General features: G+C 48.2%; 20 protein-coding genes and 1 tRNA gene. 12 read left to right on the top strand and 9 right to left on the bottom strand.

Annotation, left to right across the window (positions count from 1 at the left end):
* Positions 1-4: 4 nt before the first annotated feature.
* Positions 5-556 carry a MarR family winged helix-turn-helix transcriptional regulator gene (locus CUJ83_RS08005; RefSeq protein ID WP_230741771.1) on the bottom strand — a complete coding sequence of 184 codons (552 nt, stop codon included), beginning with the start codon at positions 554-556 and terminating at the stop codon, positions 5-7.
* 111 nt (positions 557-667) lie between these two features.
* Between CUJ83_RS08005 and CUJ83_RS08000 the strand changes: the two genes are divergently transcribed.
* A complete protein-coding gene (locus CUJ83_RS08000) occupies positions 668-1129 on the top strand; it encodes a pyridoxamine 5'-phosphate oxidase family protein (RefSeq protein WP_230741770.1) in 462 nt (153 codons plus the stop codon).
* Between the two features lie 759 nt (positions 1130-1888).
* On the opposite strand, the gene CUJ83_RS07995 is transcribed toward CUJ83_RS08000, so the two are convergent.
* The 5 genes from CUJ83_RS07995 to engB form a co-directional block, all read right to left on the bottom strand.
* Positions 1889-1960 (bottom strand) — tRNA-Arg (locus CUJ83_RS07995).
* 70 nt (positions 1961-2030) lie between these two features.
* Entirely contained in the window at positions 2031-3251 is a 1221-nt protein-coding gene (locus CUJ83_RS07990; protein WP_230741769.1) for a phytoene desaturase family protein, read from the bottom strand.
* Positions 3248-3412: a 4Fe-4S binding protein gene (locus CUJ83_RS07985; RefSeq protein ID WP_230741768.1), complete on the bottom strand. Its 165-nt coding sequence runs from the start codon at positions 3410-3412 to the stop codon at positions 3248-3250. Before CUJ83_RS07985 ends, CUJ83_RS07990 begins: the two co-directional genes overlap by 4 nt.
* A 37-nt stretch (positions 3413-3449) precedes the next feature.
* Entirely contained in the window at positions 3450-4736 is a 1287-nt protein-coding gene (gene purT, locus CUJ83_RS07980; protein WP_230741767.1) for a formate-dependent phosphoribosylglycinamide formyltransferase, read from the bottom strand.
* 355 nt (positions 4737-5091) lie between these two features.
* Entirely contained in the window at positions 5092-5727 is a 636-nt protein-coding gene (gene engB, locus CUJ83_RS07975) for a GTP-binding protein EngB (protein WP_230741766.1), read from the bottom strand.
* Positions 5728-5865: 138 nt separating this feature from the next.
* Here engB and CUJ83_RS07970 point away from each other — a divergent pair, with 138 nt between their 5' ends.
* Positions 5866-6018, top strand: coding sequence for a hypothetical protein (locus CUJ83_RS07970; protein ID WP_230741765.1), 153 nt, complete (start codon positions 5866-5868; stop codon positions 6016-6018).
* Between the two features lie 80 nt (positions 6019-6098).
* Here CUJ83_RS07970 and CUJ83_RS07965 read toward each other — a convergent pair whose 3' ends face one another.
* A complete protein-coding gene (locus CUJ83_RS07965) occupies positions 6099-6263 on the bottom strand; it encodes a preprotein translocase subunit Sec61beta (RefSeq protein WP_230741764.1) in 165 nt (54 codons plus the stop codon).
* Positions 6264-6315: 52 nt separating this feature from the next.
* Here CUJ83_RS07965 and CUJ83_RS07960 point away from each other — a divergent pair, with 52 nt between their 5' ends.
* Genes CUJ83_RS07960 through CUJ83_RS07950 form a run of 3 tightly spaced genes read left to right on the top strand, consistent with a single transcriptional unit; the run spans position 6316 to position 8745 of the window.
* Positions 6316-7404, top strand: a complete 1089-nt coding sequence (locus CUJ83_RS07960) for an amidohydrolase family protein (protein ID WP_230741763.1) — start codon at positions 6316-6318, stop codon at positions 7402-7404.
* Positions 7377-7832, top strand: a complete 456-nt coding sequence (locus CUJ83_RS07955; protein WP_230741762.1) for a universal stress protein — start codon at positions 7377-7379, stop codon at positions 7830-7832. Before CUJ83_RS07960 ends, CUJ83_RS07955 begins: the two co-directional genes overlap by 28 nt.
* A gap of 55 nt (positions 7833-7887) precedes the next feature.
* Positions 7888-8745: a CBS domain-containing protein gene (locus CUJ83_RS07950; RefSeq protein WP_230741761.1), complete on the top strand. Its 858-nt coding sequence runs from the start codon at positions 7888-7890 to the stop codon at positions 8743-8745.
* 996 nt (positions 8746-9741) lie between these two features.
* Here the strand turns inward: CUJ83_RS07950 and CUJ83_RS07945 are convergent.
* Positions 9742-10998 (bottom strand): tRNA(Ile)(2)-agmatinylcytidine synthase, encoded by a 1257-nt coding sequence (locus CUJ83_RS07945; protein ID WP_230741760.1) that lies wholly within the window; start codon positions 10996-10998, stop codon positions 9742-9744.
* 63 nt (positions 10999-11061) lie between these two features.
* Here CUJ83_RS07945 and CUJ83_RS07940 point away from each other — a divergent pair, with 63 nt between their 5' ends.
* Positions 11062-12030 (top strand): transcriptional regulator, encoded by a 969-nt coding sequence (locus CUJ83_RS07940; RefSeq protein WP_230741759.1) that lies wholly within the window; start codon positions 11062-11064, stop codon positions 12028-12030.
* Positions 12031-12124: 94 nt separating this feature from the next.
* On the top strand, positions 12125-12316 hold the full coding sequence (locus tag CUJ83_RS07935; RefSeq protein WP_230741758.1) for a hypothetical protein: 192 nt from the start codon (positions 12125-12127) through the stop codon (positions 12314-12316).
* A 542-nt stretch (positions 12317-12858) separates the two neighbouring features.
* Here the strand turns inward: CUJ83_RS07935 and CUJ83_RS07930 are convergent.
* Positions 12859-13005, bottom strand: a complete 147-nt coding sequence (locus tag CUJ83_RS07930; protein ID WP_230741757.1) for a 50S ribosomal protein L40e — start codon at positions 13003-13005, stop codon at positions 12859-12861.
* A 1182-nt stretch (positions 13006-14187) separates the two neighbouring features.
* On the opposite strand from CUJ83_RS07930, the gene glmU (CUJ83_RS07925) reads away from it, so the two are divergent.
* The 5 genes from glmU (CUJ83_RS07925) to CUJ83_RS07905 are packed head-to-tail and all read left to right on the top strand — an operon-like array spanning position 14188 to position 20366.
* Entirely contained in the window at positions 14188-15390 is a 1203-nt protein-coding gene (gene glmU / locus CUJ83_RS07925) for a bifunctional sugar-1-phosphate nucleotidylyltransferase/acetyltransferase (protein WP_230741756.1), read from the top strand.
* A gap of 18 nt (positions 15391-15408) precedes the next feature.
* On the top strand, positions 15409-17235 hold the full coding sequence (gene glmS, locus CUJ83_RS07920) for a glutamine--fructose-6-phosphate transaminase (isomerizing) (RefSeq protein ID WP_369423957.1): 1827 nt from the start codon (positions 15409-15411) through the stop codon (positions 17233-17235).
* Positions 17236-17241: 6 nt separating this feature from the next.
* Entirely contained in the window at positions 17242-18564 is a 1323-nt protein-coding gene (gene glmM / locus CUJ83_RS07915) for a phosphoglucosamine mutase (protein ID WP_230741754.1), read from the top strand.
* Positions 18552-19778 carry a bifunctional sugar-1-phosphate nucleotidylyltransferase/acetyltransferase gene (glmU, locus tag CUJ83_RS07910; RefSeq protein WP_230741753.1) on the top strand — a complete coding sequence of 409 codons (1227 nt, stop codon included), beginning with the start codon at positions 18552-18554 and terminating at the stop codon, positions 19776-19778. The genes glmM and glmU (CUJ83_RS07910) overlap by 13 nt, the downstream gene beginning before the upstream one ends.
* 18 nt (positions 19779-19796) lie before the next feature.
* Entirely contained in the window at positions 19797-20366 is a 570-nt protein-coding gene (locus CUJ83_RS07905) for a metal-dependent hydrolase (RefSeq protein WP_230741752.1), read from the top strand.
* Positions 20367-20940 lie beyond the last annotated feature (574 nt).

Raw genomic sequence — 20940 nt, 5'->3', positions numbered from 1 at the left:
TTTATCATCCTGTGCTATCATATTGGATCTTTACCTGTCCCGATACTTTCATGTCATCGCCTTCGGAGAACAGGTCCTCAATGAGCCTTTCATAAGGTATGCTGTCGACGTCACCGACGAACTTTGAGAACAGCTCAACGAACTTTTCCTGCTCCTCACGGGTAAGCCTTGAAGTACACTTTTCCATATATGCAAGCATTCTCTTTTCATTGTCGGCGACCCATTCCAGGCCTCTTTCCGCTGGCTCTACGTATACGTCACGCCTGTCGTTTTCACCCCGGGTGCGTTGTACGTAACCTCTGTTTTCCAGGTTGTTCACGTAATCTGTCACCGTGCTCTTCGATATGGAGTATAATCTGGATATGTCCTGCATCCTTATTCGCATGAAATACGACGTATAAAGGATGCTGATGGCTATGCTCGAAAGCTCGTTTTTCCTTCCCTTCCGGACCCCATATGCCTTATTCGTTCCCATGTGTACCAGCGCCATACATTTTCTTAGCCTGATCCTATTCGGGTCCCAATCGCTACGAACGTTCTTATCTTCAGGGGTCATGATGGCACGGATACCCTTACAAGTATAAAAATGATACGGTTATCCGTACTAATATTCGATAACTTATCCCGGGCAAAAAATATACTGTAATAATATAATTTTATAATTGCTATGGAAAAGTCACTATCAAAGAAAGAGCTTGAGGATCTTATTATCGATTTCATGGGCACTCAGGGCATGTGCGTGTTATCTACATGCTCCGATAATATGCCGCGGGCCTCAGCTGTCGAGTTTTTCCCGCATGGGACGACAGTATATATTTTAACAGAGGGCGGCAAAAAGATCGAGAACATCGTCAAGAACCCCTCAGTATCAGTCGCTATCCACACTCAGTTCACAGGATGGGAGACCATAAAAGGGATACAGATCACCGGCACGGCAGAAATAGGCGGATGCGGCTCAAGCATATTTAACGAAGGTATCGAAGCATATATTGACAGAAGGGGAATAGAGCACGCTAACGTACCCGACTTCATGAAAGTCCTAAAGGTGACTCCGAAAAGGATCGAGTACCTTGACACGACTCTAAAGAAAAAGGGATACGGTGTAAGGCACGTATTAGAATACGAGTGACCTTACGGTTTTTAAATGGTTGCCGCATAGCTCTCCCGAGATCGCTATCTAGAAAAGGTCCTATGAATCCAGATGCGGAAAATGATACATCTTCCTGAGTACCGGGATACAAACATGTCATATGATAAAAATGATGAGAAAGACGAGGAATATTTTGAGCAGCATAAGTATTCCTGATAATGTTTTGTGGATCATATCTAATAATTTTTCGAAAATAATCGCGTTCGGCGGAGGTTTTTAAGGTCTGCCCGAGCAAAGCGAGGGATGCGTAGATGGCAGGGTAATGGACGCCGCATCAGTCGGCGTCGCTTAGGGCTTGCGAGCACAGCCTAGCGAAGCTATGGCTGTGTGGGGTGCAAGCCCGGCCCTGACATCGTAGCACCTGAAAAACCGAAGTAGCGAGCGACTGAAAGGAGCGAGCGTCGAACCGCGTGAACGAATAAATTAAAGATTAACTTATAGGGCGAGCGTCGAACCGCGTGAACGAATAAATTAAAGATTAACTTATAGGGCGAGCGTCGAACCGCGTGAACGAATAAATTAAAGATTAACTTATAGGGCGAGCGTCGAACCGCGTGAAAAAGAAATGACAAACAAAATGAGGTTCAAATAAAGTGAAAGAGTAAGAATATTTTTCAACTAACGCAGGAAAACTTTTTTCAAAAAGTTTTCCGCTAGCCTTTCAAAAACTTATAACGGTAGCAACTCCTTCGGAGTTGCAAAAAATCTTTTTCTATTCTAAACTGTAACTAAAAGAAGCGCCCCCACGGGGATTCGAACCCCGGTCTAGAGCTCCGGAGGCTCCAAGGATATCCACTACCCTATAGGGGCAAAACCAAAAACATGCGCCCAAAAAGGACGCACCAATACTAATATCCGATATACGATATAAACCTTGACATTAATATGCTTTATCAAAAATGTCAAGGAAATTCCTGACACCAAGCGCGATACCCTCGACCTCAATACCGCCCTTACCCTTAGCACCGTCACCGACGACGAATAACCCTCTGACAGGAGTAAGATTACCAAGGTCGAAACCGGAAGAGATACGGTTAACGGGCCAATCGTCACGATACGACTGCACCATCAACACCGAATACTTCTTACCCGGGAATAAGTTCTTAAGGTCCTGAAGGCCAAGCTCGATCTCTTTCTGAACATCCGGAGTCCTCATCGTCTGATGAGACATTGTCAGATGCATGCCCTCAGGCGCAAGGGACGGGTCGATATGCGAGACCTCGTTTATGCCGTTGACCCTCTGAGTGTACGGGGTGAACATCGCAGCCGGATGGCCGACTAGAGGCTCCTCCGCCGCAAGGACTATCTTGATACCCGCAGAAGGACGCACCTTATTTATAACGCCGGCATACTTTGGCTCAAGGTACTTACCATCATATAGCCTCGATGTCAGCTTATGGCCGATATTCGAGATGACTATGTCCGAGGATATTCTCTCCCCGCCGACGACAACGCCAGCGGCCTTACCATCCTCGACCATGATGGAATCCACTTTAGAGTTAAGGGATACGGAACCGCCATTGGACTCAATGACATCCGCAAGGGCATCGACAACACCCTTGCATCCGCCCATCGGCACTCCCGGAGTGCCGTATTTCCTGGTCGTCGTCAGGATCGCCACTGCCTCCGACGCAGGCGTATTCTGCGCCGTGGTCGACAGCGCCCAGCCGCAGCAGCTATCCGCTATCGCGAGCCATTCAGGATCGTTCCAGACCATGTCGGCAACATTGCCTTTCTTATGCGTGACAGTCCTCATGACCAGCGCAGGTATGCGCGAGCGCGAAGCCGCAGATAATAGCTCGTTAAAATCACGGAAAGGTATTTGCTTCAGATCCTTTGTCATAAAGGTAGCTTCAGGATTTGTCTTCACGATGTCGACATTCGCGCCTACATCCCTGAGAAGACTGGCTAGCGGCCCTGTGGGGCCGTGCGGTATCATATGGAAAGCGCCAGTCGACAGCTGGAACCCTTTGTACGGAAGATTGGTGAACCTGCCACCGTATATCTCCAGCTGCTCGTATATGTGGACGTCATGGTCCTTCGAGAGGGCAGCCCCTGCAAGAAGTCCGCCAAGGCCTCCTCCGATCACCGAGACCTTCATTCGCCGTCCTCCTTTATCGCGCCTATCGGGCAATACCCTTTACACTTGCCGCACTCTATACATGAATCAGTGATCGTGCTGATACCACAGGTCTCTATCGCGTCGACCGGGCAGAACACCTTACACTGCCCGCAGCCGACACATGAAGATTCTATCCTCAATTTTCCACCTTTCGTTTTTTCTATGACAGCGCTTCTACTAATAGTGCTTTTCGGTAATTTCCTGGTCTGCCCATTTATCATTGGCCGAGACCTGGACCTTATGGGCGCTGTTCTGGGCCTTGCGGCACGCCTCATCTACCGTTCCGGCGCACGAAAGCACTACACCGAGCCTTCTCTCGTCATAGGTCTCAGGCTTTCCGAATAGTAAAATGTTAGTGTCAGCGTCATATGCGCCCGCAACCTTGTACTGCGGGTACCATCCCTCGGTATGGGATAATATCACGTGCGACGCCGCCTTTGCGCGAGGATCTATGACCCTGCTGTCCCATTTTATGGGCAGGCCGAGGACCGCTTTCGCATGCAGCGCGAATTCCGAATACCCCAGCGGCATCGACGCAAGGGTGACAAGCCCTGTGTCATGCGGCCTGCACGCCGTCTCATTGGCATAGACCTTCCCGTTCTTCAGGTCGATGAACATCTCATGGGCGAATAAGCCGAAACCGCCAAGCTTGTTCATGATGCGTTCTGCGCAGTCGTAAATGTCCTTCTCTATCTTCTTGATCATCTTCGCGTTCTCTTCAGTCTCCTCTATCCACGGATGCCATGAAGAGTGATAGTCGCCGCTTATCTGATAGTGCCCGAGCGGCTTTACGAACTTGCTTTTCTCCTTTCCGTCGTCGTCGCGGTAATGCACGGAAAGTGCCGTTATCTCAATATCGAAGTCGATAAACTCCTCGACTATTATTTTGTCGGACGCGCCCCTTGCCTTGGCCGCCTCCTTGAAAGCTATGTCCACGTCCTTAGAGCTCTTTAAGAAATACGAGCCCTTTCCGCTTGATGACATGATGGGCTTTGACACGCACGGATACCCGATCTTCTCGCACGCCGCCTTAAAGCTCTTCAGGTCTGTGGCATACTCGTATTTAGACGTCTTCACTCCCGCGGACGCTATGGCCTCCCTGAGCCTTTCCCTGTGCATCGCGGTCCATACGGCCTTCGCGCACGGCGCTACAAAGAAGCCTTCTTTCTCTAGCTTGAACAAAGTGTCAGTGTTGATAGCCTCTATCTCCGGTATGATAGCGTCAGGCTTTTCTCGCTCCACGATCGCGAGCAGCGCCCTCTCGCTTTTCATGTTCGTGACATAAGACTTGTGGGCGACCTGCATTCCCGGAGAATTCGCGTACCTGTCCACGGCGACGATCTCGATGCCCATTCTCTGCGCCTCGATCATCGTCTCCTTGCCTAGCTCTCCCGCACCTAAAAATAATAGCTTAGCCCCATTCGCATAGGGTGTACCCAGCGTTTTCCTCGCTTTGATGCTCATCCCTTCAACCTCGAAGTACTTATTATGATTATAGCGCTTTAACTTAAAAAAGTTGAGCCTCCTGTAATTTTTTGCTTGAAAAAGGGGGGTATTTGTTTTCACCACAAAGGACTCTAAAGTACAAAATTTTTTAACCACTAAGCGCACTAAGGCGAACAAGGAACACAAAAGTCGTTTTTAGAAAGTTATAATATTATAAAAAAAATATTTGTGGTCCTTGTTCGCCTTCGTGCGCTTAGTGGTTGACGGTTCGTGTTCCCCGGTTGCCTTTGTGTACCCGGTCACAATGACCGGCCCATCAGTCGAAACGATCTTCCAGTTTATAAGATCTGTGAAAATATGGCCGCACAGTTCCTTAAAAGCAGCCTACGAGGTCTTCCCTTTTTATGGCGCGAAGCCTGTTCTTCAGGAGATATCTCAGGTGGTCCACGTCACCTTTTTTTGCGGTGATCGGCGCCAGCCTGTCCAGCCACCCCGACCACGGCGGATACATCTTCAGCCTCTCGACGACGTCGTCAAGGACCGTATCCATGTCCTTGGGGTCTATCTTGTCTATCTTATTAGCGGCAATGATCACGTCTATGTTCAGGTCGTGCAGGAACTCGTTGAGCTCGATGTCTATGGGTATCTCGCCCCTGCCGTCCCACCTGTCGACGATATCGGCAAAAGACTTTGCGTCAATGACCTGCACCGCGCACACGATGCGGCTCGCATGATCCTCAAAATATTTCACTATAAGGTCTTTGATGCGCTCCTGCTTCGCATGCTCGACGCCTTTCATATAGCCGTAGCCGGGCATATCCGTGATAAGAAGGTCCTTATACTCGTAAAAGTTGGGCTTCTGCGTTACGCCCGGGCGCTTTCCCACCCTGACCTTCGCGCCTAACAATTCCCTCATCAGCGTGGACTTTCCCACGTTTGACCTTCCGATGAAGACTATCTCATGTTCGGCGTCTACATGTTCGAACGACTTATAATCCTGGAGCGACATCTAGAAAACTAAGCATGTTTCATTAACGTAAACTTATCGGAAGATACTGCTATAAAAAAATGCATTTTTTCACAAATTTTGAGACTCATGCCAGAATAACTGTCGCTAATCCTTATATTTTCTGATCCACAGGTTTTAATGATGCCCATGCCTAAAAAAGTGAGGAAACCCGGGGGCGAGCCTATACAATTCGTGCCTCCCGAGGAGAGAAAAACTGTCATAGAGTCCCCGCCGAGAGAGGAGCCTCAGAGGGGGAAGGAAGGCGGGAAGCCGGAAAAAGTAAGGCTGTGAAGGCAACTGAATTCAGATAGCAATAAGCATGTTGCCTTGATGAAACTAATAATAAAGAGCCGGAAAAATAAAAAACGGATTTACCAGAGGTGTCCGTACGTATAATTCATGAATATGACTGCTGCCCCGAGAATGAGGCTAACGATGACCACCGTCTTGGGGTCTATCTTGATGGCTGACTCTTCGGCCTCGAAGTACCTCATGAGACCTGCCGATGACATTAAACCGCTAGATTCCTTCTTCATTTTTGCGTCCTCCAAATCATATATTTAGCATGACCACTTATTAAGTCTTACCATGCTTAATGAATATATCGTTTCCGGTACAATGTTTTACGGCGACGATCCGGAGGTCCGGGAAGGTTATCTCGTCATAAGGGACGGGAAGATCAAGGAAGTGTGTTTCGAGAGACACGAAGGAGGGATCTCCGGGGTGATCTGTCCGGCTTTCATTAACTCTCATTCCCATGTAGGCGACTCTCTGGCAAAGGACCTGCCATATATGCCGCTGGTGGACCTGGTGGCCCCGCCGGACGGGCTTAAGCATAAGATACTGGCATCGGCGTCCAGGGAGGACATCGCCGACGGCATAAGATCGACGCTCAGGGACATGGAACGCACGGGCACATGGAACTTCATCGATTTCAGGGAGAACGGCGTCGAAGGCGTCAGGCTTTTAAGGGAACTCGCCGGCCCGAGGGCTTTCATACTGGGCAGGGCGACACTGACCGATACGATAGACGACGTACTGAAAGTGAGCGACGGCGTAGGCATAAGCGGAGCGAATGACATCCCCCGCGAAACCCTGTACTCTACCGTTGAAAAGGCGAAAAAGCTCGGAAAAACCGTAGGAATACATGCAGGTGAATTAAATAGAAGCGACGTGGATACTGCGATAGATATCATGCCTGACTTCTTAGTCCATATGACGCAGGCAATAGGAGCAGATATAAAAAGGGTATCGGAACAAAACATACCTGTCATCGTCTGCCCCAGGTCAAACATGATCACTGGTGTGGGTATGCCTCCGCTGAAGAAAATGGCCGAAGCCGGGGTGAGCATGGCGATCGGGACCGATAATGTCATGCTGAACTCCCCGAATGTATTCTCAGAGATGGAATGGGTATCAAAAGCATTTTTACATGACGACGCATATACACTTAAAATGGCGACAATTAACGGCGCGAAGATAATGGGGCGTGAAAAGACGACAGGCTCTATTGAAGCCGGGAAGGACGCTGATATCCTGGTCTTTGACAGGGATTCTGATAACCTGAGAGGGTCCAGGAACATCTTAAGCTCGATCGTCAGGCGAGGGAGGCCGGACGATATAATCTATTCTATCCATGGAGGTATAATATGTCAGAAATATTCAACAAGATCCTGATAGCGACCGACGGGTCGAAGAGAACGCAGAAAGCTGTCGAGAAAGGCCTGGCCATCGCCCGGATCCATAAATCAAAAGTGTATGCGGTCTATGTGGTCGATACTGTAACGTTCACCTCCATACCCATGGACGTAACCTGGGAGAACATGTACCAGCTGTTAAAGGAAGAAGGGGAGGAGGCAGTCAGGCTGGTAAAGGAAATGGCAGGCGTCGACATAGACATCGAGTCGCACGTGCTCGAGGGCAACCCTGCGCTGGAGATCTGTAAGTTCTCCCGCGATAATGACGTTGACCTCATCGTGCTGGGAACCCTCGGCAAGAGCGGTATCGACAGGCTATTACTGGGCAGCGTGGCTGAGAAGGTAGTCCGGATCGCTCCATGTCCTGTCATGGTCATAAAGAGCGAAGTAAGTGAAACTAGTAAATAAGTATTTATATAATAACTCAACTTTAGAACGGTAATTAATTAACCAGAGGGATGTTATGAAACAAGCACTGACAGTCGACGATATTATGATCAAGAGCGTTAAGAGCATCGAGATCCCGGGCACGAGGGACGAGGTGCTTGAGCTTATGCAAAAAGAAAGGATATCAGCAGTACCGGTCGTAAAGGAAGGCACATTATTAGGTATCGTGACCCGTATAGACCTCTTAAAACATCCCGAGGAAGAACAGATCGCGCTCCTTATGACCAGGAACCCTATCACTATAACTCCTGAGGAACCTCTCTCCGAGGCAGCCAAGATCCTTATGAAGACCGGACTGAGAAGGCTGCCCGTCGTAGTGAGGCAAAAACTTGTCGGCATTGTCACCGTTAGTGATATCGTCGGCGCTATCGGCCAGATGGATATCGGAAGGCCGATCAAGGATTTCATCAGGGACGGAGTAGTAGCTGTCTGGGAAGAGACCCCTGTGCCGGTCGTGAGCGAGATCATCAGGCTCTCGAAGCACGACGCTCTACCAGTGCTTAACACTAAGAGAGAGCTTACGGGCATAATCAGCATCACCGACATCATTAACCTTAGCAGGATCGAGGACTCGGTCGAAAAGTCCGACATGTCCGCGGGCTCTGACGAGGATAAGTGGACCTGGGAAAGCATGAGGGATACGATGAGCCTTTACTATGGTGTCTCCCGTATTTCGCTGCCTGACGTCCCCGTTAAGTCCGTGATGGTGAAGGATGTCATCACCGCGTTCCATAAGACTGCAGTGTCCGACTGCGCTAAGAAGATGAAGCGCAACAGGATCGAGCAGGTGCCTGTGATCACTGCGGAGAACAAGCTTGACGGGCTTCTCATTGACAGAGAGCTCCTCGCAGTGCTCGTGAACGGCTCACAGTAAATAGGACGTAAATGCGAAAGCATTTACATTTCTTGTTTTTATTTGATTTTTGCTATTAGTTTTTACCACGAAGCGCTCTAAGGGCTCGAAGGTACACTAATTTGTTAACCACTAAGCGCACAAAGGCGAACAAGGAACACAAAAAATTTTTAAGTATATGATAATCTTTTAAAAAGTCCTTTGTGTTTCTTGTTCGCCTTTGTGCGCTCCCATGAAAAACTTTTAGATGGTCTCAGTTAAAATGGACATATTACATCTGTTCTGTGATTGAGTTCTGGCGTTGTGCCTGTCGGATGGCAGGTAGGCACGTAACCTCACAGAAACACGGAACCACAAAAAATTTTATATGATTTTTTAAGGTCTCTAAATCACAAAAAATGCTCACGAAATCACGAAGGCTCTAGTATCACCGTCAACGCGCTAAAGTCTCAAATGCCCGGTTTAATGCTCGAAGCGCTCTAAGTCACTAACGCTAAAACAAGACCCGAACATTCTCCAAGCCACTAAAGTCTAATATCCCGGTTTGTGTACCCCTGATCCCATCAAGGATTATATCGATAGTAAACGTCAACCGTGCAGTTAAACTTTCGTGGTTTGGAGAATGTTCGGGGTCTTGTTTTAGCGTTGGTGAATTAGAGAGGTTGGTGCGTTGAGCCGAGCGTTAGGGATATTAGAGCATTGACGGTGATACTGGAGCCCTTTGTGATTTAGTGAATGAGATTTTAGTGTCTTGGAGCTCTTAAAATATCATATAAAAAAATTTGTGTTTCCGTGTTTCTGTGAGGTTACGTGCCTACCTGCCATCCGACAGGCACAACCAAAAAACATCATCTCAAAGACCGGGTAGGTACGACACGTTCTTTCATTCTTAAAACCTGAGCAAGAACCCGCTCATCAAAGATTTCGTGGTTAGCAGTTTAGTGAACCTTTACGCCCTTTGTGGTGAAAAATCAATCATATACATCAAAGTCACAGTTTCATAAAAAATAGTGGTGATCATCGGCTTGGATGCATTTTGCACCACGGATCTTCTATCCTGATGATCTGCTTCGCCAGGTGTCTTCTCGCCGTCGGAGGCACCTCATACAAACCAAGCTCAAGATCACGCTCGACTTTTTCATAGATCGGGGCAACGGCCTTTGTCTTACATTTTCTGCACCTGTATCCCTGCCCTGCTCCGGCGGACTCCATCCTGCGGCCGCAAACATCGCACACAGGCGCCATTTTCTTAAAGCTCTCCGCCAGCTCTATGATCTCTAATTTCTCAAGGTTGACAGTATCATCCTTGACGCTTCCAAAGACCCTTACGATATCTCCCGGTACAAGTTTCCTCACAATGTCCCTGAAATTCTTTGTAGGCTCGAACGCGGCGCATTTTATAACAGCGCCTTCATCCTCTATCTCAAAGAAGACATGTCCTCCCCTGATGTCATATGGTACTGTCGATACGCGCCCTTTCAATATGTAAGAGCGGTTATTCCTGGCATCGGCTATGCCGGCTTTAATGAGATGCATGTCCGTGCCCTGGTTGGTCTTGAATATGATGGAGCGCTCGACAGGCTCGGTCTTCAGCATTAGCTGGGCTTTCAGGAGCACTTCCGGGCTATTGCCTCTTATGCCGTAGAGTACTGGATCAGGCGTGTGGGGGGAGAATACGATCACCTTATTGTGCAGGTCGACGTTATCCCACGTATCGGGATAAGTAGCGCTGTCCATGGCGTATACCGAATCCCTGTCCAGATATCTTGGCACTCCGCAATTCTCCGGCATCCTGTAAGCGATAAGCTCATAGGTATGGTCATAAAGGTCAAGGCCGATGGAGGCCAGGGCTCCTATCACGCCGCGCCCTATCTTGAACTGGTGGACCCTCATGCCGTACTTCTTCGCGAGGCTCACGGCTTCGTCTATCTCGACGATGTCCCTGACGACGCGCAAAGCATAATCCCTTACCTCATCCGGGATCTCGCCTCTGTGGATGACTATGCCCGGGTTAGTGTTCTCGTCCTCCATCCTGGCGAACTCTACTACTGCGTCGACGACTATCCTCTCGACCTCGTCGATATGATCCTCGTCCCTTAAGACGATACAGAGGGCGGCGTTACCCCTTGTCTTATACTTGATGTTCGGGTTCAGCCTGATCAGCAGCTTTTCCTCGATCCCGAACCTTCCCAGCCTTTCCGCGAGTATCGCGGCAAGGTACGTGGTACACATCCCGAGTTTCGAGTCGGTGTCGTCCAATCCTACGTATAACATGATAACACAATGTTTTAATATTAGAAAAAATACAGTAAACAGTTAAATAAATCTCTTTCGGACATGACTCGAGAAACACTGCTGGATAGGGTGATAAGTCTTCTACAGAAGGCAGAATTCATACTCTCCGAGAAGTGCGATATAAGGCCCAGGAGCTTTGATCTGGGGGCTCGCAGGGGAAAAACGTTTCTACTTATCAAGGTGCTGTCCAACATTGAAGGACTGGGCGAAGAAACTTCTCTGGAGATGCGCAGGCTAGCCGTGCTTTTCAGCGGCTCCCCGATAATAATTGGCGAGCATACCAACGACCATCCGCTTGAAAGCGGCGCCGTATACCTGAGATACGGCATACCTTGCATTAACATCGAGACGCTTCACGATTTCTTTGTCGAGGAAGTCCCGCCGCTGGTTTACGCCGCTCCCGGAGGGCTCTACGTCGAGATAGACGGCGACACGCTTAAGGCGATCCGCGAGGTGAAGGGCATCTCACTGGGCGACATGTCCAAGCAGCTCGGAGTTTCAAGGCGCACCATAAGCAAATATGAGAGCGGCATGAACGCCACTATAGAGATAGCGCTGCGCCTTGAGGAGATACTGGACTCTCCTATCGCAAGGCCCATTAACATACTGATAACCCTCGATAAGGCCCGGCAGGAACAGAACCAGCCGAACGACCTCAGGAAGGCGAACCCTCTGGAAAGGGACGCGCTGAGCGCTCTCATGAACATCGGCTTTGAAGTGTACCATACTACCAGGGCGCCGTTCAACGCGCTGTCAAGGGACGACTATAACAAGATGCTCACGGGCGTAAGCGACTATACCGAGGTCATGCTTAAAAAGGCGAAGTTCATGTCAAGCCTTGCGAGCGTTGCAGGCACATACTCTTTATTCATAGTCGACGGGATGCGCCATCCGAAGCAGATTGGTAATACTCTCCTGATAATGCGCGAAGACCTGAAAGATATTAACGACACTGAAGATCTTTTCACGATCTTTGGTGAAAAGATGGATCCGGATAAAAGTAATAACTGATATGCGCCGGCATCTTTTGATTTTATAATATTATTTTCGTGCCGCTAATACGATAACTTATATATCATTTGATATAACATACTATGAGTCCGATATGCCAAAAGTTGAAGTTCCAGAAGACTTGCATAAGAACGTTAAGAAATTCGCTATTGATCATAACCTTACGATAAAGGACGCTTATGCACAGCTCGTACAATTCGCTTTAGACCAGAAGTATGATAAGAACAGCCTGAAGAAGATACTGAAGGACAAGGGCAGTTCAGATAATATCATAGTAGGATCCTGATCCTGTATATTAAAAAATACTTTTACGCCGGCATCTATACCTGATTTTATAATGATCACGTTATACGGGGAAAATGTCCCTGATCTTATGTAATTTGTATGTTCAGTGATCTATTCATTGATCGCAGGATCATTTTGTTTGAATGATTAATAAATTCATAACTGATATCATGCAGCTGGATACATTAAGGGCTTGAACGTACACTGATTTTTTTAACCACTAAGCGCACGAAGGCGAACAGGGAACACACAAATTTTTTTTAAAGTATATGCTTTTTCTAAAATAGTCCTTTGTGTTCCTTGTTCGCCTTTGTGCGCTTAGTGGTTAACAACTTAGTGGACATTGTGCCCTTTGTGGTTAAAAGATAACTGTCACTCTTCATCTTTGAGCTTTTTATGCGTAGGGATCGATAAAATACAGAACTCTGATGTAAAAGCCAATGAATATACTTATAAAAAAGCCCGGGCTGTTCCCGTAATTAAAAAATTTTTATAAAATATTGCCCAGGCACGCACATCGCGCATGCCTGTACAGAAAAAGGATTATGCCTTTAACTCTTTCTTCTTCGGCCTTAGACCCTCGTAGCCGCACTTCCTGCATCTGGTAGCGCGGATGGCATTGCGTGCGTTGCACTTTCTGCATATTTGTACGTTAAGGATCCTTGCCTCTGCCTCTGGAAATCTTCCCATGATAATTACCTCGTGATTGTTATTCTGCAATAGATGTTGCATCTAAAAGTCCTTGAAGCATATAATGATTTTGGTCTATAAATACATTCCAAGGAAAGAAATAGGGAATTAATACCATATCGAAATGGTTATAACCCGTTCTTTTTCTTATCTCTCCTTGCCTTAAGAGCATATTACTGCCCGTATATAAGAGTATGGTTTAAATTTTTCTGCTTTTGAGAGTGATGTTTTTATGGTTGTGCCTGTCGGATGGCAGGCAGGCACGTAACCTCACAGAACCACAGAAACACAAATTTTTTTATATGATTTTTTAAGGGCTCTAAATCACAAAAAATTACTCACGAAATTCCCTAAGGCTCCAGTATCACTGTCAACGCTCTAACAGCTCGAATGCTCGGCTTAACGCACTAACCTTCTCTAAGTCACCAACGCTAAAACAAGGCCCGAATACTCTCCAAGGGCACGAAAGTTTAATAACTCGGTTTGTGTTGCGCCTTTTTGATATTGTTATGTCTGGTATTCTTTAATCGTGTAAACGTCAACAGTGCCGTTAAACTTTAGTGTTTTTGAGAGTGTTCGGGCCTTGTTTTAGCGTTGGTGACTTAGAGAAGTTAGTGCGTTGAGCCGGGCGTTTGAGGTGTTTGTGCGTTGACGGTGATACTAGAGCCTTTTGTGGTTTGGTGAGTAAATTCTTAGGGTTTTCGTGCCCTTAAAAAATCGTTAAAAAAATTTTGTGTTTCTGTGGTTCTGTGAGGTTACGTGCCTACCTGCCATCCGACAGGCACAACGAATATCCCCACAAAATGGCTTACCTAACAATACCCTCATTATACTATAAGAATAAATCTCAAATTATTTTTTTGGCTTATTTTGCCCTGTCCATTTTCGACTAATTAGATTAATAATTGTATATCTATTACTTGCATAGTTATAGTTTAATAAAAAATTTTTTAAACCATGAAAACATAATACCAAAGCACAGCGATATTCAAATGTTTACCATCTTAATATGGAATATTCTCTAATCAGGAGATATACCATATTATCAAAAAATATCGTGAAAAAACGAAAACTAATAACCGTTTAATAATTTAACGACAATAAAATTAAAATACTCATAAATGCTTATACAGTTTTAGCGGGGGGTAGAATATCGACCTTTTACGGTCGAATTCATTATAAATGAAAGCAGTCATTTTAGCTGCAGGCGAAGGGAGCAGGCTTAAACCTTTTACGGCCACAAGGCCAAAAGTGATGATACCGGTGGGCAACAAGCCCATTCTCGAATATGTGATAAATGCGCTGCAGGAGAGCGGCATAGTCGACATCATCATGGTCGTCGGGTACAAGCGCGAAAAGATCATGGACTATTTTGGGGACGGCCATGACTGGGGAGTCAACATCACCTACGTCGAGCAGCTGCAGCAATTAGGCACGGCGCATGCGCTGAGGCAGTCATCACATTTTCTTAAGGACCACTTTTTAGTCATCAACGGCGACACGATCATAGATTCCTCGGCAATTAAGGAGATAATGCGCCACAGGGTAGGGGACGCCGCTATGCTCACGGTGAACGTGGAAAACGCACAAAAGTACGGCGTCGTGAAAACACAGAACGGCCTTGTAAAGAGCATCGAAGAGAAGCCGAAGGGGGAGGACGTCGGCAACACTGTCAACGCGGGAGTGTATCGTTTTTCCCCGAGGATATTCGAATTTCTTGAGTTCATGGAGATCTCGGAGAGGGGAGAGTATGAGATCACCGATGCCATCAAGAAGATGATATTCGAGGAGTACCCGGTGAAGGCGGTGCCTTCAACAGCGACGTGGCTTGACGCGCTATACCCGGGAGACCTTATAGACATGAACACTGCGGTGCTCAGGGAAAGAAAGCTCAGGGTCAAGGGACATGTGGAAGAAGGAGCGCGTATCGTAGGGCCTGTGGGGATCGGGGAGAACTCTCTGATAATGGCAGGCTCGTACATCGTAGGCCCAGTATGTATAGGGGATAACTGCGACATAGGGCCTAACTCGGTCATATTGCCGAGCACTTCCATCGGAAGTAACTGCACAATAGAGCCGTTCACAAGGATATCCAACAGCATATTGATGAACAACGTTAAAGTCTCGTCATTCAGCTATATTTCAAGATCTATATTAGGGGAGGGGACGTGTGTCGGTCCGGCATTCATCGCCGAATCGGATAACACGAAGATAGCAGTGGACGAGAGACTTGTTCCAGCCAATATAGGAGCGATAGTAGGCGACGACGCTGACATAAAAGGCCGCGTGATAGTAAGGCCCGGTAACGTTATAGGGGCGAGAAGCAGGGTCGGCTCGGGAGCGACGGTCCTGGCCAATGTACCGGACAATACTAGAATACTGTAAAGTTTGGGGGGTAAGAACATTTGCGGAATAGTAGGATGCATAGGCACAAATAACGCTGCTGAGGCTTTGATCGACTCACTCGAACGGCTGGAATACAGGGGATATGATTCAGCGGGAGTCGCGCTGGTGAGCTCCGGGGAGCTTAATGTCATTAAATCAAAGGGCAGGATATTCAGGCTTAAGGATAAGATGTCGTCCAAGATCTTTTCAAGGACGGGCATAGGACATACAAGATGGGCCACTCACGGCAGCCCGTCGGACATTAACGCCCATCCTCACACGGACTGCACAGGTAAGATAGCCGTCGTCCATAACGGCATAATCGAGAATTATCAGGAACTAAAGAATATGCTTATATCCCGGGGCCACAGGTTCGTCTCGGAGACTGACACCGAGGTCCTGGCACATCTTATAGAAGAGCATTATGTTGGCGATACTAAATTAGCCCTGAGGGAGGCTATCAGCGAAGTAGAGGGCTCGTATGCGATAGCCGTAGTGAACAGGGATGAGCCCGATAAGATTTTCGCCGCCAGGAAGGACAGCCCGATGGTCATCGGACTTGGCGAGAATAACTATTATCTGGCATCTGATGTTACGGCCTTCGTTAAGCACACGAGGAACGCAATATTCCTGCACGACGGCGACATGGCGGTGCTCACGAATAATGGCGTCAGTATAACCGACTTTTTAGACAATCCTGTAATGAGGGAGGTCACGCTGGTCGAGTGGGATATTGAGGCCGCGGAAAAATGCGGCTACGACCATTTCATGCTCAAGGAGATCCACGAGCAGCCTAAATCTCTTAAGGATGTCATGTCCGGCAGGCTGAATGAGTTCACGGGAGATGTAGAGCTAAAAGAGATGACCCTCACGAGGGCTGAAATAGGCAGCCTGAAGCGCGTGATAATCATAGCATGCGGCACTTCGTATCACGCCGGCATGATGGGTAAATACGCGATCGAATCGGTCACCGATATCCCGGTCTCTGTGGAGATAGGCTCCGAGTTCAGGTACTCCTCGAATAGGGTCGGCCCTGAAACGCTCATCATTGCCATATCGCAGTCCGGGGAGACAGCGGATACCGTAGCCGCGATAAAGGACGCGAGAAAGAAGGGATCTAATGTCATAGCTATCACTAACGTGGTCGGTAGTACGATATCGCGCGAAGCCGACAGCACCATTTACATGCGCACCGGGCCGGAGATCGGCGTCGCTGCCACCAAGACGTTTACCGGGCAGATAGCCGTCATTTATATGATCGCCCTTTACCTGGGCAGGGCAAGGGGCAATATTAGCCCGGAGGATGCCAGGAGCATCATATCCGAGATGAAGTCCCTGTCGCAGAAGTCAAAGCTCGTCCTGGAAAAGGAGGAGTATATCGCGAATATCGCAAGGATGTTCGTAAACGCCCCGTCTTTCTTCTTCGTCGGCAGGAACTTGAACTTCCCGGCCGCCCTCGAGGGTGCGCTTAAGCTTAAGGAAATATCCTATATCTATTCCGAGGGATTCGCGGCGGGAGAGCTGAAGCACGGCCCGCTGGCACTGCTGACCACGAACATACCGGTCGTAGCCATCGCTACGAGGTGCCCGACATACGATAAGATGGTCAGCAACATTAAGGAGATCAAGGCCAGGGACGCCTCGGTCATCGCTATCGCGAGCGAGTGCGATAATAAGATAAGCCAGTTCGTCGACCTGGTCATTAAGATCCCGGACGCGGGTGAGTATGCCTCGCCGGTGCTTTCATCTATAGCCTTACAGCTGTTCGCCTATTATGTGGCGAGGTTCAGGGGCTGCCCGATAGATAAGCCGAGGAATCTGGCAAAGTCGGTCACGGTGGAGTAACTAAAAATGGTATTATTCGGTTCATCAGGCATACGGGGAGTCGTCAATGAGCTTATGACCCCTGACCTGGCATTGAAGGCGGGGAAAGCGCTGGGCCTGACGCATAAGAGCGTCGTCATTGGCCATGACCCGCGTACTTCAAGCCAGATGATAGAGAACGCGCTGGCCGCCGGCCTGCAGGCTTCGGGCAGCAGGGTGACGCGCATTGGCCTTGTGTCGACGCCTACGTTAGCTTATTCTGCAAGAAACTATGACTGCGGCGTAATGGTCACTGCGTCGCATAACCCGTCTGAGTATAACGGCCTTAAGTTCTGGAACCCTGACGGCATGGCGTTCAGCCTTAAGCAGCAGGAGGAGCTGGAGAGCCTGATATACAGCGATATAAAAGGCGTGAGCTGGAGGTCTACCGGATATGAGGTCACCAGGCATGACGCTATCTTTGATCATATTGACGCTATTTTGAAGGATGTCGAAAAATGCTCTCTTAAGGTCGTCGTCGACTGCGGCTGCGGAGCGGGCTCGACAATATCGCCCTATGTGCTCAGGGAGATGGGATGCAAGGTCATCGCTTTGAATGCACAGCCGGACGGATTTTTCCCGGCGAGGGACCCGGAGCCCATCGAAGAGAACCTGCATGTCCTGAAAGAGGCTGTGAAAGCTTCAGGCGCCGACCTGGGCATAGCCCATGACGGCGACGCGGACCGGATGATGGCCGTGGACGATAGGGGCAAGTTTGTCACGGGCGACGAGCTTCTGGCGTATTTTAGCCGGTTCGAGGTCAAGAGCTCTCTGGTCTGTCCGGTGGACGCGTCGATGATGGTCGAAAGGTCCGCGCCGGAGGCAAGGATCTACAAGACTCGCATTGGCGATGCTTTTGTCTCTGAAGAGGTGAGGCGTATGGGGGCCGACTTTGGAGGGGAGACGAGCGGCACATGGATATTCCCCAGGATATCGTACTGTCCCGATGGGATCTATGCGGCTGCGAAACTTGTCGAGCTTGTGAGTAAGAACGGGAAGCTTTCTGAAGCTATTGTGTCGCTGCCGAGATATCCGCTTAAGCGCGGAGGCATTAAGTTCGCGCACGGCCTTGATAAGGCGTCTATTATGGGCGGCATTAAAGCTGAGATAGACCTTACAAAGCCCGCATCCATAAACACTTTGGACGGTATCAGGGCTGATTATGATGGCGGATGGGTGCTCGTACGGCCTTCGGGCACTGAACCCAAGATCCGCATCACTGCCGAGGCTGAGAACTCCGAGAGGGCGGAAAGCCTTTATGCCAGAGCGGAATCTATTGTTAAAAGGTGTATTGATCCATGCAGGCAGTGATACTGGCCGCCGGCGAGGGCACGCGGATGCGGCCCCTGACCGAGAACCGCCCGAAGGTGATGTTGCCCATAGCGAACAGGCCGATGCTGGAGCACATCATTAATGAGGTAAAGAAATCCGGCATCAGGGATGTTGTACTTATCACGGGCTATAAGAAAGAGTCTATTACAAACTATTTTGGCGACGGCTCTAAGTTTGGCGTTCATATTGATTATATTGTCCAGGAAAAGCAGATGGGTACCGGCCACGCTTTCGGGATGGCTGCTAAGGCGGTGAAGGGTAAGTTCATCGCGCTGAACGGCGACGTCATGGTCACTTCTTCTCATATTAAAAAGGTCATTTGCAGGGACGAGGACGCTATCATTACCGTTAAGGAGGTCGCGGACCCGAGGTCATACGGCGTGATAGAGCGTGATGGCGGCAGCGTTATACGCATCGTTGAGAAATCTCCGGAGCCTCCGACGAACCTTGCGAACGCGGGCGTTTATCTTTTTAACGCTTCGATTTTTGATGCTATAAAGAATACTAAGCTTTCTCCCAGGGGAGAGATCGAGATCACTGATTCTTTGCAGATGCTTATTGATGATGGTAAGCGTGTTGGCTTTGAGGTCATGGATGAGCAGTGGCTGGATGTCGGCAGGCCGTGGGAGCTTTTGACGGCTAATGAGCTGGCCTTGAAGAAAATGAAAGGCTCTATCGAGGGCGAGGTCGAGCCGAACGCTACTTTGAAGGGCGAGGTCTCCGTCGGAAAAGGTACGCTGATACGGAACGGCGCGTATATTGTTGGTCCTGTGGTTATCGGTGAGAATTGTGATATTGGCCCGAACTGTTTCATAAGGGCATCGACCAGTATAGGCAATGACGTGCATATAGGCAACGCTGTGGAGATCAAGAACTCTGTTATAATGGATGGTACGAAGATAGGGCATCTGAGCTATGTGGGTGACAGCGTCATAGGGTCGAGATGTAATTTTGGCGCGGGTACGAAAATCGCTAACTTGAGGCTTGATGAGAAGAACATCCCTGTTATCGTGAAGGGTGAAAAGGTTGATAGCGGCCGCAGGAAGCTTGGATGTATCATGGGCGACGATGTTCATACGGGCATCGGGAGCCTGATCAATGTTGGTACTGTTGTTGGCGCTGGTGCTGCTATCGGGCCGGGCGTTTTAGCTAAGGGCGAGATTAAGAAAGGGGAGAAAGTATTAGAGAGATAGATCCCTGAGTGATTTAAGATGTTATTGTTCGGGCATATAGGCCTTACTCTGGCTATCGTTTTCTTGATATTCATGTTCTTGAAGGAGGACGTGGATTTTCGTTTTGTTTTGATAGGTTCTATGCTGCCTGATATCATCGATAAGCCCATAGGGAATTTTTTGTTCTTTGACGTTTTTGGTAATGGGCGGATATTTTGCCATACTCTGTTGTTTATCGCTGTGCTTGTTGGGATCGGTATTATTGCTAACAGGTTTGGGAAGGGACTGGGCTTTCAGTTTCTGGCACTGGGGGCGATCTTTCATATTGCGGAGGATTATCTGTGGTTGCATCCGGAGACGCTGTTCTGGCCGCTTTTTGGATGGGAGTTCCCGAAGCATGAATATGGTAATTATGTGATGTATCTATTGCAGAATTTATTTACTAATATGGATACGTTCGTGCCTGAGGTTGTGGGGTTGCTTATCTTGGGGATATTTGCGTACCAGTGCAGGCTGTACAGGCCGGATGAGCTCAAGGAGTTTATTTTTACGGGGAAGTTATCCTCTGTGTGGAAGGGTAAAAATGTGGCTATAACCCCGAGAGCATGAACCTGTATTAAAATATTGAACTTGTATGCGATGTTCTCTCTTACTACAATGGTAAAAATCGATGTTGATTTATTATGTCCTTCCGTATTTTTATGGGATCTTATTTTAGGTTGTGCCTGTCGGATGGCAGGTAGGCACGTAATTTCACAGAGACACGGAAACACAAATTTTTTTATATGATTTTTTAAGAGCACGAAAATCTCAAAGAGTTTACTCACCAAATCACAAAGGCTCTAGTATCACCGTCAACGCACAAACACCTCAAACGCCCGGCTCAACGCACTAATTTCTCTAAGTCACCAACGCTAAAACAAGGCCCGAACACTCTCAAAAACACTAAAGTTTAACGGCACTGTTGACGTTTACACGATTAAAGAATACCGGACATAACAATATCAAAAAGGCGCAACACAAACCGAGTTATTAAACTTTCGTGCCCTTGGAGAGTATTCGGGCCTTGTTTTAGCGTTGGTGACTTAGAGAAGGTTAGTGCGTTAAGCCGAGCATTCGAGCTGTTAGAGCGTTGACAGTGATACTGGAGCCTTAGGGAATTTCGTGAGTAATTTTTTGTGAT

It is taken from the genome of Methanooceanicella nereidis (assembly GCF_021023085.1).
In the GTDB taxonomy this organism is placed as follows: Archaea; Halobacteriota; Methanocellia; order Methanocellales; family Methanocellaceae; genus Methanooceanicella; species Methanooceanicella nereidis.
The sequence above is the reverse complement of the archived record's forward strand: the minus strand, read 5'-3'. Positions and strand labels throughout refer to the sequence as shown.

What these genes read in the sequence shown, in the direction of transcription:
- CUJ83_RS08005 (WP_230741771.1), bottom strand. Translation starts at nt 556, where the DNA reads ATGACCCCTGAAGATAAGAACGTTCGTAGCGATTGGGACCCGAATAGG.
- CUJ83_RS07960 (WP_230741763.1), top strand. Translation starts at nt 6,316, where the DNA reads ATGCTTAATGAATATATCGTTTCCGGTACAATGTTTTACGGCGACGAT.
- CUJ83_RS07955 (WP_230741762.1), top strand. Translation starts at nt 7,377, where the DNA reads ATGTCAGAAATATTCAACAAGATCCTGATAGCGACCGACGGGTCGAAG.
- CUJ83_RS07930 (WP_230741757.1), bottom strand. Translation starts at nt 13,005, where the DNA reads ATGGGAAGATTTCCAGAGGCAGAGGCAAGGATCCTTAACGTACAAATA.
- CUJ83_RS07990 (WP_230741769.1), bottom strand. Translation starts at nt 3,251, where the DNA reads ATGAAGGTCTCGGTGATCGGAGGAGGCCTTGGCGGACTTCTTGCAGGG.
- glmU (WP_230741756.1), top strand. Translation starts at nt 14,188, where the DNA reads ATGAAAGCAGTCATTTTAGCTGCAGGCGAAGGGAGCAGGCTTAAACCT.
- CUJ83_RS07950 (WP_230741761.1), top strand. Translation starts at nt 7,888, where the DNA reads ATGAAACAAGCACTGACAGTCGACGATATTATGATCAAGAGCGTTAAG.
- engB (WP_230741766.1), bottom strand. Translation starts at nt 5,727, where the DNA reads ATGTCGCTCCAGGATTATAAGTCGTTCGAACATGTAGACGCCGAACAT.
- glmU (WP_230741753.1), top strand. Translation starts at nt 18,552, where the DNA reads ATGCAGGCAGTGATACTGGCCGCCGGCGAGGGCACGCGGATGCGGCCC.
- CUJ83_RS07945 (WP_230741760.1), bottom strand. Translation starts at nt 10,998, where the DNA reads ATGTTATACGTAGGATTGGACGACACCGACTCGAAACTCGGGATGTGT.
- CUJ83_RS07935 (WP_230741758.1), top strand. Translation starts at nt 12,125, where the DNA reads ATGCCAAAAGTTGAAGTTCCAGAAGACTTGCATAAGAACGTTAAGAAA.
- CUJ83_RS07970 (WP_230741765.1), top strand. Translation starts at nt 5,866, where the DNA reads ATGATGCCCATGCCTAAAAAAGTGAGGAAACCCGGGGGCGAGCCTATA.
- CUJ83_RS08000 (WP_230741770.1), top strand. Translation starts at nt 668, where the DNA reads ATGGAAAAGTCACTATCAAAGAAAGAGCTTGAGGATCTTATTATCGAT.
- CUJ83_RS07965 (WP_230741764.1), bottom strand. Translation starts at nt 6,263, where the DNA reads ATGAAGAAGGAATCTAGCGGTTTAATGTCATCGGCAGGTCTCATGAGG.
- glmM (WP_230741754.1), top strand. Translation starts at nt 17,242, where the DNA reads ATGGTATTATTCGGTTCATCAGGCATACGGGGAGTCGTCAATGAGCTT.
- CUJ83_RS07905 (WP_230741752.1), top strand. Translation starts at nt 19,797, where the DNA reads ATGTTATTGTTCGGGCATATAGGCCTTACTCTGGCTATCGTTTTCTTG.
- CUJ83_RS07940 (WP_230741759.1), top strand. Translation starts at nt 11,062, where the DNA reads ATGACTCGAGAAACACTGCTGGATAGGGTGATAAGTCTTCTACAGAAG.
- purT (WP_230741767.1), bottom strand. Translation starts at nt 4,736, where the DNA reads ATGAGCATCAAAGCGAGGAAAACGCTGGGTACACCCTATGCGAATGGG.